This is a genomic window from Flavobacterium gawalongense (assembly GCF_007097265.1).
Lineage (GTDB): Bacteria > Bacteroidota > Bacteroidia > Flavobacteriales > Flavobacteriaceae > Flavobacterium > Flavobacterium gawalongense.
On the sequence record NZ_VJZP01000040.1, the window covers coordinates 19564 to 32867 of the forward strand.

The window sequence follows — 13304 nt, forward strand, 5'->3', positions numbered from 1 at the left end:
ACACCAAATATAATAAAATATTTATAATTTCAAAACTTCGGCAAAATTATTTTTAAAGTGCCGATATTTTGTTTATTTTATGTTGTTTTTTATTTAAGATATTGTAATTTAGTCCCATATATTTTAAGAACCAACCTAAATAAGAACACATATGAAAATTTATGACATTAGCATTAAAAACTTTCGTGGTATTAAAAATTTACAGAACTTAAAAGTTGGCGATGTAAATTCCTTCGTTGGAAAAAATGATTCCGGAAAATCAAATATTTTAAAAGCTCTTGATGCCTTTTTTAATGATAAATTCACAGCACATGATGTTTTCAAAGGAATAACAGATGACGAAAAAACAGAAATAACAATTCGTTTTGAAACAGAAGAATTGATCAATTCTTTGGCTTTAGATGTTGAAGGTAAAATTAATTTAAAAAAAGTTTTCTCATTTTCAAGTGCCGGAAGATTAGTTAAAGAATTATTTTACAGTTGTAACGATATAAATAGTGAGCTATACTCTAACTGTTGGGGAATTAAAGAAGCAGAAATAAATGCATATTTAAGTTCTCTTGAAATTGAATTTTCTAGATCCGGGCGAGGAGTTACTAACATATCCAAAATCGAACAAATAGATGAAAATACGCAAGATTTGGGGAGAATTGAAAAAGAATATTTAGCAGATGAATTTTTAAAAAATCTAAAAAAGCAATATGATTTTTTTGAAATGCCTGATTATTCTTTATTTGATGCTGAACAGGATTTAAATATTGGTTCAACGGCTTTTCAAACACAATTTAAACCGATAGCAACCCAATCATTACAAAACAATTCTGGCTTAACATCTCAAATTGAAACCAATGTTCAAGATGATTTGGAAACTGAATTCAGTATAATTACTGAATTTATGAAACGTAATGTTCCAAATTTAGAAAAAATAAAACCTTCAGTTTCTTGTAATTGGGGAAATCTTGTAAAATTTGATTTATCACTAAAATTCTCTGAAGACGTTTTTGACATTCCAATTGCAAATAAAGGCACAGGATTCAAAAGGTTATTAATGGTTGCTTATTTTGAATATTTGGCACAAAAGACAACAAAAAGGTATCAAATATTTGGAATTGAAGAACCTGAAACATTTTTACACCCTGAACTTCAAAATGATTTATTAGATTCCATTATTACACTTTCAGAAAACAGCCAATTCTTTGTTACTACACATTCACCAGTTTTTGCAGGTGCCACAAAAAAATCTAATATTGTAGTTGTAAAAAAAGAAAACGAAATATCACATTATTTCAATTTCGAAAATGAAGACCATATTTTAGATGTTGTAATCAAAGAATTAGGAATAAGACCAAACTATAATTTATTGAATGACAATTATAGAAAAGCTGTATTTGTTGAAGGAAGTGGAGATGTCAAATTTTGGGAAAAAGCTTTTCAAAAAATCAATGGTAATTTTCCAGATGATATTTTAATAATTCCTTGTGGTGGAGACCAAGTTGAGTTTTTTGTTAACGCTGCACTTTGCAGAAAAATTAATCGCAAGTTCATTTTTATCTTAGATTCAGATAAAGGAGCTGTTGATTATGATTCTAAATTAGTTAATAAAGCTTCATTAATAGCAAAAGTTGAAGAATTAGGTGGTGAATTTGACGTTTTAAGAAAGCGAGAAATAGAGAATTATTATTCAAAAGATGCGATGCAAAGAGTAATTGGTGATGCATTCGCTTTACCCACAGAATTTATTATCGATGATTATTCAGATATTAAAGAAGATATTAAAACACATATTCTTGAGCCATCAGGCTTAAATTTCAAAACTAAAAACAATTTTACTGTATTCGATGAAATGACAAAAGAAGAATGGTTAGAATCAGCTTTTGTTATTGAGGAAACAACCGATTTAGAAATGATAATTGCTAAGATATTGGAAGATTAGAAATAACCGCAGGCTGGCGTAAGCTTCTTTATTGTGTCCTTTCCTGCTGCATCAATAAATTCCAAAATTACTAGAAGAATGAAGAATAGTATTTGGTTCAAATAAATTCTTTATTTATTCTGACATCCAAAACTTTAAACAAATCTCAATAACACAAAACCATGTCATTAAAAATAGTGCACACTGCCGATTGGCATCTTGGACAGACCTTTTTGCAAAAATCAAGAATTGAGGAACACCAATATTTTATAGATTGGCTGTTAGAAACCATTCAAACGCAAGATATTGATGCCATTATTATTGCGGGTGATATTTTTGATGTTTCAAATCCGACGATTGAAGCTTTAAACAAATACCATTATTTCCTGACTGAAGCTTATAAAAAAGGAGTTCAGGTAGTCATCGTTGGAGGAAATCATGATTCGGCGTCGAGACTCAATTCCTATAAAGATATTTTCAAAATACTGAATGTGTCTGTCGTTGGAGGCGAACACAATAATACCGGAACTATTATTCCGATTTTTAAAAGAGGAGAGAAAAATCCGAGTGCTTTGGTTGCCGCGGTGCCTTATTTACGCGATGGAGACATTCGCAAGATTTCGACAGGTGAAACAATCCACGAAGCGCACGGATTATTTACTGCCGAGGTAAAAAAACATTATGACGACTTGCTAAATCAGGCAAAGACAAACTACCCCAATCTACCTGTTATAGGTACAGCACATTTATACATTAACAGTTGTGTTCTCAGCGAACCGGCCGAAAAGAGAATGCATACGCTAGTGGGAACCTTGGGCCAAATTCCTTCATCGGTATTTTCAAAAGGCTACGATTACGTGGCCATGGGTCATATTCACAAGCCTCAAATGATTTCGCATCCTGAAGATGTCGTCCTTAAATATTCAGGCTCCCCTATTCCGCTGAGTTTTAATGAACGAAATGATCAAAAGGAAATCACCATTTTGACGATTGCCGATAATAAAATAGCGCATGAATCACTGTCGATACCTTTGCAAAGGAGCGTGATTCGCTTTGAAGGAAAGGCTGATGAAATTATGGAAAAAATAAAATTGCATGAACCTTCACAAGTATTGCCAACTTGGGCCGAAATCATAATTACTGAAGCTGTAAATTATATTGAATTCAACAATGAGGTAAATGATTTATGTATCGATAAAAAAATAGAAATTCTGAACCGAACCACTAAATTTAGCTCAATGAATAATCAATCAATAAGAGAAGAATATATTGCCGGCACGGATAATAATCCTTTGGATGATATCCCAAAAATCTTTACTATAAGATGCGAAAAGAAAGGAATGAATGAAGAAAGTATTGCCGAAATAATGCCGTTGTTTATGCAGATATTGGATGAAATTAACGACACGCATTAGGTCTTCGAAAACAATTTAAGATTTTTGATTTCAGAATTTAGAATTCACTCCTATTCCAATAAAAAAATAGCATCTTCCTATGAAAATTTTAAAAATAAACATCAACAACATACAGTCTTTGAAAGGGGTTCAACCCGAAATTAATTTTACCGATGGCATTTTGGCCCATGCGGGTTTGTATGCCATTACCGGTCAAACAGGTGCAGGAAAATCGACTATACTTGATGCCATCACACTAGCCTTGTACGGTAAAACCAATAGACATGGAAATGACAAACCTTCGGATGAAATTATCACCCGAAATCAAAAAGAAGCTTATTCCGAGGTTACTTTCGAAGTTAATGACGTTATTTATATAGCCAAGTGGAATGCCGCTTTCACAAGGACAGGAACGCTTCGTTCTGATATAAGACAGCTGTATAAAATTGACGGTGACGATTTTATTTTATTGGCGGATAAAATTAAAGATGTGGACCAAAAAATTGAAGAAATTATCGGATTAAAATATGAGCAGTTCACCAAATCGATTTTGTTGGCTCAGAATAATTTCTCTGCATTCTTAAAAGCAAAACCGGACGAACGTGCCGAAATGCTGAGCAAAATTACCGGTACACAAATCTATGAAGAGGTTTCGAAAAAGATTTTTGAAAAAACTAAGGCGCTTGAAAATGAAATCAACGCTCTTAGAGCTTCTATGAACGGAAACATTCTGAACCGTGAGCAACTCGAAGTCATCAAATGTTCTATAACAGAAAAAGAAAATACCGCCAAGAAACTTGATGATGACCTGAAAACACTAATGGCTGAAATCTCTTGGCTGGACGCTATTGAAACAGTCGGAAATGAAATTGAAAAACATAAGTTAGAAATTCAAAAAATAGCAGAACATTTTGAACAAAACGCCACAAATTATCTCAAACTTGCGAATTACAACAAAGCGAGATTAATTGAAACTGATTTACAGTCTTTTCAAAATGACCAGCTCAACATTAACAAAAACACGGCTGATACTGAAACTGCTAAGACGGAAATAAAAACGCTTTCGGATCAACTGTCAGTAACAGAACCTAAACTGGAGACGGCAATTGCTAATCTAAAAGCAAGTCAAAACGAACTAACTTTAAAAAAGCCACTTATTGAGTCGGCTAAATTGACCCATAGTGCAATCATTGCTAACACAGATATATTAACTAAAAGCAAACTTGAGTTAGTTAAAGTAACCGAAAGCTCTGCCTTAAACAATAAAAATTTATCAAAGGAAAATCAAAGGAAAGAGATTTTAAAAAATAAAAATTCAGAACACGAACAATTAATCACTCAATATATAAAGTACGAATCCTGGACTGCGGAGAAAGGGGCTATAACCTTAAAGTATAATGAGATTGTGGATTTACAAAACGGTATCGATACTCTGAAAATTGAACAATTAGAAAATCAGATTAAAGCATTCGATACCGAAAACATAAGTATCCAAAATTTAGTTTCCAAACTAAAAGCGGAATGTGACAGTCTGAATTCACAACTTGAAGCCATAGAAAATCAGAAGAAAGAATCCCCTACTCCAGAAGAATTAACAATTGCAAAAGAGGATTCCAGAACTGCAATAGAGCAATGGAATAAACTAAATGGATTCATTTCTGAATTAGAAAAAGAAAGCAAATCATCTCAAAAGTTTAAAGCGGAATCAGAAATTGCAAGGTCTCAAAAAGAGACATTAGAAAAACTGGTATCCGAAAAAGGGGAATTGCTCCAAACTCTTGAAGAGAACAAAACATTAAAACTTTTGGTTGCGAGTTTAGAAGAACACCGCCACAACCTGAAAGACGGTGAAGCCTGTGCATTGTGCGGTTCGACCGAGCATCCTTATACTTTGAATTTACCGCAAGAACTCTCTGATCAGGATGACCCGAAAACAGAAAGTCTACGTAAAGAAATTAATGAATTAGGATTACAGAAAGAAAATACCATCAAAATCATTTCGGCTCTCGAACAACAAATTCTTACGAATGAAGACAATCGTGTCAAGCTTGAAAAGGAAATAGCAACACTTCAAACAATCCTCCAGATTGAAAAACAACCTACAGCTGAATTCATAGACTCTAATATTGATAAGGCAAGACAATCATTAGATTCAATAGAGGAAAAAATCAAGAATTTATCGGATTTAAACAAATTAGCCGAAAGCCAGACAAAGTTGCATTCAGCAAAGAAAGAGGCTTTAAACAAAATTGAATTACTATATAGAGATTATCAGACTGCTTTAGATCAAATTCAGAATAAGAATTTATCTATCGGCGGAAATTTCGATTTTATAAAAGAAAAATTCCAATTGTACGGATTTCAATTGGAAAACAATACTTTGGAAACCGTTTCTGCAATTGGAAAGCAATTGACTACCCACTCCAATAAATTAAACGAAGAAAAATCCAATCTAAAAAACGCCCAAGATACACTGGTCGCAATTGGCACAACTTTGACAACATTGGAGACACAAAAAACAGGATTTGCTTCCCAGATCCTAAAACTTGATAATGAAATTAGACTACTTATTGAGAATATAAAAGTATCTGATGAAAAATTAAAAGAACAGACAGCCACATTCGAATTAAAATCTCCGCAGGAAGAAGAAAGTCGTTTACACAAAAAAGTTGGTTTTGAACAAGAGCTTGTAAACCAATTAAACAAGGAGAATGGCACTATTTCATCCACACTCAAATTGCAAAATGAATTATTGGAAAAACGGATTACAGAAAAGGTGGATTTTGATAAAAAGCTAAATGCTTCAAAAATAAACATGGAAACCAAGTTGAATGAAAACAACTTTGAGTCTGTTTTGGCTTTACAGGAGGCTCTTAATCTGGACAACAGTACTGGCTTGACCCTTCAAAAACAAAAATTTAACGATCTAAAACAGCAAACCGAAGGAGCTTTGAATGCGAGCACTGCCAAACTTGATATCCTCAAAGAAAACCCTTTGACCGAACTTACTAAAGCTGAATTGATACCTGCAAAAGACGAGTTAGAAAAAAACAGCAAAACAATCCATCAGGAAATCGGTCAACTGAAAGAGCAAATTGATAGCAATAAAAAAATAGAACAGGAAAACCAACAGATTGTTGACACCATCAAAACCAAGTCAATCGTTTATGATAAATGGGATTTGTTAAATAAAACAGTTGGTTCGTCTGACGGGAAGGCTTTCAAAAAATTTGCACAGGATTTTACGTTGTCTTTATTGATTCAATATGCCAACAAGCATCTGGAAACGATGTTTAACCGATATGAACTGTTTAAAGATGACAATTCGGAAGAAATGGAACTGCAAATCAAGGACAACAGCTTCTATGGTGAAATCCGCAATATCAATTCGCTATCCGGAGGAGAAACGTTTCTGGTAAGTCTGTCGTTGGCGCTTGGATTATCGGATTTGGCGAGTAAAAACACCAAAATCCGTTCGCTTTTCATAGATGAAGGTTTCGGTTCTCTTGATCCCGAAAATCTGAACAATGCTTTGGATACCCTGGAAATGCTCCAACAAACAGACGACCGTCAAATTGGTATCATTTCGCATATAGATGAACTAAAAAAGAGAATTACCACTCAAATTCAAGTAAAAAAATATACGAGTGAGTTTAGTACTATTGAAATTGTGGATTAACAACTAAGAATTAGTACAATTATTAAATAATATTTTGCCGCAAATATCTCGTATATTTGCGACAAAATAAAATAAAAAAAAAACACACACAAAGCATTGATTACAAATAGATTGACGTAATTAAAAAAGCCAATAGGGGTTCGCTTTATAATTTAATTCTTAAGAAGTATTTTTTTAAAACTTTGTCACAAATATTTACTAAATTTGTGACAGAATTAAAAAGTAAAATAAATGCTAAGCATAGAAAGTAATATAGAAAAAGCTATAAAATCAAAATCAAAAGGATCGTTAGTACTCCCTGATGATTTTCGATTATTAGGTTCGTCTGAAGCTATCCGAAAAGCATTACAACGGCTTGAAGAAAAACAAATAATAAAAAGAGTCGCTCAAGGCATTTATGTGCGTCCAAAAACAAATAAATATATTGGCGAAGTACTACCATCAGCCGAAGAGGTGGCAATTGCAATTGCTAAAAGAGACAAAACAAGAACGGTTCCAACAGGCACTTATGCCTTATACGCTTTAGGTTTGAGTACACAAATACCTATGAAAATAGTATTGCTAACAGATGGTTCTCCAAGAACTTTAGTAGTAGGTAAAAGAACTATAAAATTTAAAAAAACTACACCAAAAAATCTACTTGCAAAAGGCAAAATAAGTAGTTTAGTCATTCAAGCACTAAAAGAAATTGGAATAGACAAGCAAACGCTTGATGAAGAATTGAAAATTATCAAATTATTGAAAGAAGAAAACCCAAACCATTTATTGTACGATATCGCATTAGCACCAGTTTGGATTCAAAAAATAATGAAAAAAGCATTATAAATGGCACAAATAAATTTTCATGATATTCCTGAAAACGACAAAAAAGAAATTTACAAACAAGTAAGTAACATTTCGGGTATGGCTGATTTTGCAGTCGAAAAAGATTGGTGGGTAGTACAAACCTTATCCATTATTTTTGAAATGGAAGTAGGACAGCATTTGGTTTTTAAAGGCGGAACCTCATTAAGTAAAGCTTGGAAATTGATAGAACGCTTTTCAGAAGATATCGACCTTGCTATTGACAGGAAGTTTTTAGGATTTGAAGGCGAATTATCCAAAAATCAACGTACAGAATTAAGAAAAGCAGCCAGTAGGTATGTTGCCGGAACTTTTTTTGATGAATTGCAAAAAAAGTTCCAAGAGAAAGGGCTATTAGGCGTAACGTTCCAATTGGTTGAAACCAAAGACAGCGACCAAGATCCTAGAATTATAGAAGTATATTATCCCAATGTAATAGAAACTCCTGGCTATATTCAGCCAAGAATTCTAATAGAAATTGGTTGCCGTTCATTAAGAGAACCTTTTTCGGTACAAACATTTGCATCACTCGTTGATGAAGAGTATACCGATAGCGGTTTTGCTCAAGCACCTATAAACGTTCCAACAGTAAATCCGGAACGCACTTTTTTAGAGAAAATCTTCTTGTTACACGAAGAATTCCACAAACCAGTAGAAAAAATTAGAGTGGATCGATTGAGTCGTCACCTGTATGATGTGTTTCAGCTAGCTAAAACAGATTTTGCGATAACGGCATTAAAAGATGCAGCCCTGTATGAAACAATCGTAAACCACCGCCATAAATTCACGCGTGTGGGTGGTGTTAATTACAACAAACATCAACCACAAACTATTAACCCTATTCCGATTCCCGAAGTAATGGAAGCTTGGAAAGCGGATTACAAAACGATGCAAGAGCAAATGATTTATGTTGATTCGCCATCATTCGAGGAAATAATCGAAGAACTAACAAATTTAAAAAACAGAATCAATGCTTTCGAATGGAAGATGGAAAGTCAATTTCCTGTACCAAATAACTAATCATTAAACATCACGGGCAATCAAGCGGTCTCTCTTCGGTCGTTCTCTTTGTTCCGTTCGGCAGCTCCAGTCGGTTATCGGCAGAAAAAGCCTCCTCCCTCCGTTCCGCAGACACTACGCAACACAATAAAAATAGCAGCTTGAAAATAAGCAGCTATTTTTATTGCGCCGCTTCGTTCCTCATCTTCACACGTTCTCTACCCTACGTTCGGCGCGGCTACTACATCCACAATACCGCTTCATTCCGTTACACTCCGCAGGCTACGCTCCACTACATTCCAGCAGTATGGTGTCTGTCGCCCCTTATTTTTTCAGCGGTTGCTCCTTCGCACAGCCATCGGGGTTGGCTCCGTTAGCACTTTGCCCTAAATCAAGGAACGCCAAAGGCTGTCTTATATTTTTTCCCCGCCGTTTCACGCTCCTATCCCTTCTCTCCACTTCGTCCCGCGGAAAAAGCGGGACTACGCTTCGTTCCCGGTCTAGGGTGGCTGTTCGATTGCCGCAACCCCGCCACTGCGCTCCTCGAAAAATAATAATTTCCGCTATCGCTACAATCATTATTTTCTGCGGTGCTTGGGGGTGTTTAATTGCCGTTTCCACAAGAACTCCCCTGAAAAAACTAAACAAGAACATCTGTCTTCGGAAAAAATAAATAAAAAGAAAGTAAAGGTAAGTTCCGGTTTCTTAAAAAGTAAAGTTCAAGCCCTCCGGGTTTTTAATAAAATCTCCACCCTTTAACCTGCATTCATTTCAGGTTCTTTTTTATAAACCAATCTCCGCTTCTCAACACGTTTCCGATTATAAGTCGGGTAGTATTTTATTAAAAAAACGTGACTTTTTGAAACCTCCACTTTAGAGACGACTTTCTTTTTTTTCTTTTTTTCTTTTAAAAATGATGTGGTGCCGAGCATAGCGAGGCACATAATTTAAATCCGAAGCCATGCCAAATTTTGTTATTAAAACCCACCAAAAAAACGCTCTTTACAAAGGAAAAAAAATCTACATCCTCAACAAAGGAATGAACAGTGGCAAGCCACAGAAAGAGCCATTTACAAATAGCTTTGTAATCTTATTTCAAAATGAAGAAGATGAGGAAACGGTTTATTGGTTGGCCTATAGTCTATGGAAATCGAAATTCTGGCACCAATCGCTTATTGGATCCGTAATTCCATTTTTACGTATTTATGATTTCAAAAAGGAATTTGATACAAAAGTAAATGAAATGCTGCAGGAACACGAGCTGCACAAAAAACAAGTCCAGGCGTTGAGGTTACTGGAACAAAGAGAGGACCAATTACATCAGAATATTGTCCTTATAAACGAAATGAGGAGAGTTATTTTGAATCGATACTACAAAAAATAATAACTGCAAAACTTGAAGTAAATTTTATATGCATATATTTGAGGAAAGTCTGAACTTATCATAAAAAGCCATCCCAAATTGGGTTGATAAGTATGGTTTTGTAATACAAATTATCTCTTATTAGAATCAAAAACACATATAAGATTGAAAATATGTTAAAGAATGAAGAAGATCTAAGAGGAAAGCTACTAATTCCATTCTTAAATGACCTAGGTTTTGATATTTCAGAGATTTCTTTTGAAACATCATTCTCTATTAGACTAGGAAAACATGAACGACCTATTCGTGGTAGATCAGATATTCTATGTAAAAGAAATGGAAAAAATCTGTTCATTATCGAACTAAAAAATGATTCTATCTCTATTACCAAAGAGGACATAGATCAAGGGATTTCATATGCAAGATTACTTCCAGATAATATAGCGCCTTTTACAATAATCAGTAATGGGAAAATAACAAAGATTTTTGATTCAATAACGCGGCAAGAATTAACAGGAACCGAGATTTCCAAGCAGTCAGATTTTTGGCAAAATGATTGTACTCTTTCAACAGATGAAGACCTTAAAATAAGGTATCTAGCACTCAAGAACTTTGTTTCATTTTCGCCTGAAAATCTAAAACAATTTTGCGAAGATCAAGTTCGAGATAGAATGGGGCCAATTATTGGAAATATCGATACTCCTTCTTCTAAATTTGTTAAAGAACTTTATGTTCAAAGAAAAGAACTAAAATGTGCTTTTGATGATTTTATCAGTTCAGAGTCCTCATTTTTTGGTTTAGTTGGATCTGCAGGAGTTGGTAAAACAAGTGCAATGTGTTCATTAGCACTTCAAAGTTTAGATGATAAAATTGTTTTTTTTTACAATGCCACGATAATTAATAAATCACCTTTAGAACACATCGCTCAAGACCTGAACGGTGTTTTTTCTAGCAAGAGCGAGAGTAACGTTATTTTAAAAAAACTTGATGAATTAGGGAGGTTTTTAAATAAAAGTGTTCTAATATTCATTGATGCAATAGATGAAAGTGTTGATTCAAATATTACTCTTGAACTAAGTGAAATAGCTCTTGCAGTCAGAAATTTAAATAAAGTTAAAATTTGCATTAGTTGCAAATCGAATATTTGGAAAAATTTCTTAAAAATTAATGACACTTACACGCACTTATATGAAGAGTTAAAAAAATCTCACGATGTAATTGGCAGTCTGGATAATTTTCCTGGATTTCTATTAGACGATTTTAGTAATGAAGAAATAAAAAGCATAATCCCTTTATATAAAAGCTCTTTTGATTTCAAAGGTCAAATATCAGATTCATTATTAAATGAACTTAGAAATGGTTTCTTTTTACGAATATTCAGCGAGGTTTATAGTCATAAACAAATACCACAAAAAATAGATGATAAAGAATTAATTAAGACATACATTAAACAATCTCTTGAAAAAACAAATATTGGTGCTCAATCTGGCTTGCGAATTCTATCGAAAATTGGACAGATATTAATAAATCATAAATATAACTCATGGGAAACTTACAAAGATGAAGGTTTGGAAGTGGATAAATTACTTGATAAATTAGACTTTTCGATTGATGAAAATTTACCGGAAGATTTATTTGCTAGAAACATACTTATTAAATCCAATAAGGAAGATTCGTATAATATATCCTTCTATTATTCAAAAATTCGTGATTATATAATTTGCTTTCATTCATACAAACTGCATAAACTAAGCGATAATGAATTTCATAACGTACTTGATGATTTCTACCAAAATCACATCGGCCAAAGTGCAATTGCTTTTTATACTGAAAATGCAACTACTTCTCATCAGAGTACCTTAATAAAATTCAAAAAAGATAAATCTCTTAAATATGTAATTGGCTATGATTCTTATTTAAATAATAATTTCAAATCTTTTAAAAACAAGTTTATCCCCAAAACAGAGGGTGACATTGGAATAGTATTACCTATAGATCTTTTAAAGGAAGACGGTTATGCTCTCTTCCCTTTAGATTCCAATTCATCTAATAGAATCCTATACGAAAATTTAAAGGACGCTTTTTCTGAGGGTTATTATGAGAGTCGAATGTTTCAAATAGGGGTTGACACATTATATGGAAGTAACACTTCATTGTTGATTCCAGACCAAAATAAGCTTATCAAGAATAACATCTTCAAACAGCTTAAAGAAATTATAAATAAGGGAAAACTTACTGCTTATAATTCTGACATCCTCCTGATGGAAATGGTTTCAACAATTCTCTACTATTATTATAATAAATTTGGTTATGATTTTAATTTAAAGGATTTTAACCTACCTAGATTTGACTTGATTTATCCAATTGATTTAAAAAACTTGAGATATAGAATTTATAAATTTAGAGCTACTGATTATTATCAAAATAAAAAAGTAGATTCAAACCTTATTAACGAGTTGGTCGAGAAAGCATATATAGAAAATCTTGATATTCCTAAATTAAATGTTAGTGGTGACTTTCCTCCAGTTGAGGAATTATTTAAAATTGTGAATATTCTATTAAAAAAGGGATATAATGAAATACAAAAACACCACTTGCCATACCCTGACAAATCGATAATTGAAGCAAGAGAATTTTATGAACAAGACATAAAGCAAAATTTTCGTCAAATTAGAAGTGCCCAATATAGCTCAGAACAAGCTAAGTTATATATCGAAAAGTTTTTCGAGCATTTAGAATCTTGTTATAAAGAATTTGTTGAATGCTATTTTCCAACATTTAAAGATGAATTTCCATTCTATAAGGCCTTACCGAATGAGTACTTTTTTTATATGAAAGACTCAGATATTCTTAAATGGGGTATGTTTGGTTATCGCACTTCTAAATGTGGTAAAATGAAAGTTTATTTTAAGGAACACATTCCACATAATGAAGCTTTTGAAGAAGATGAGGTAGTTATTTTGAGAGCATTCTCTCTTGATAATATTCTTTATAATGACCATTACAATCTAATTAAAACAATTGATAAAATAAATACTGGACATGCTAACTTAGCAATCACAGAAAGTTAAGAAATAATCTTAATTTTAACCTATGAAACAAGTCCGCAAAATT

At 33.1% G+C, this 13304-nt stretch carries 7 protein-coding genes; all 7 read left to right on the forward strand.

Going from position 1 to position 13304, the window contains the following annotated elements; genetic code table 11:
• Positions 1–151: 151 nt before the first annotated feature.
• Positions 152–1933 carry an ATP-dependent nuclease gene (locus FNW38_RS15690; protein ID WP_144065036.1) on the forward strand — a complete coding sequence of 594 codons (1782 nt, stop codon included), beginning with the start codon at positions 152–154 and terminating at the stop codon, positions 1931–1933.
• Positions 1934–2094: 161 nt separating this feature from the next.
• Positions 2095–3327 (forward strand): exonuclease subunit SbcD, encoded by a 1233-nt coding sequence (gene sbcD, locus FNW38_RS15695; protein WP_144065037.1) that lies wholly within the window; start codon positions 2095–2097, stop codon positions 3325–3327.
• Positions 3328–3406: 79 nt separating this feature from the next.
• The gene (locus FNW38_RS15700; RefSeq protein WP_144065038.1) at positions 3407–6985 is read left to right on the forward strand and encodes an SbcC/MukB-like Walker B domain-containing protein; all 3579 of its coding nucleotides are present in this window, start codon (positions 3407–3409) and stop codon (positions 6983–6985) included.
• A gap of 231 nt (positions 6986–7216) precedes the next feature.
• The gene (locus FNW38_RS15705; RefSeq protein ID WP_144065039.1) at positions 7217–7810 is read left to right on the forward strand and encodes a DUF6088 family protein; all 594 of its coding nucleotides are present in this window, start codon (positions 7217–7219) and stop codon (positions 7808–7810) included.
• Entirely contained in the window at positions 7811–8848 is a 1038-nt protein-coding gene (locus FNW38_RS15710; protein ID WP_144065040.1) for a nucleotidyl transferase AbiEii/AbiGii toxin family protein, read from the forward strand.
• 940 nt (positions 8849–9788) lie between these two features.
• The gene (locus FNW38_RS15715; protein WP_144065041.1) at positions 9789–10211 is read left to right on the forward strand and encodes a DUF6943 family protein; all 423 of its coding nucleotides are present in this window, start codon (positions 9789–9791) and stop codon (positions 10209–10211) included.
• A gap of 152 nt (positions 10212–10363) precedes the next feature.
• Complete coding sequence (locus FNW38_RS15720; protein WP_144065042.1) at positions 10364–13261, forward strand: type I restriction enzyme HsdR N-terminal domain-containing protein; 2898 nt, start codon at positions 10364–10366, stop codon at positions 13259–13261.
• Positions 13262–13304: the final 43 nt, after the last annotated feature.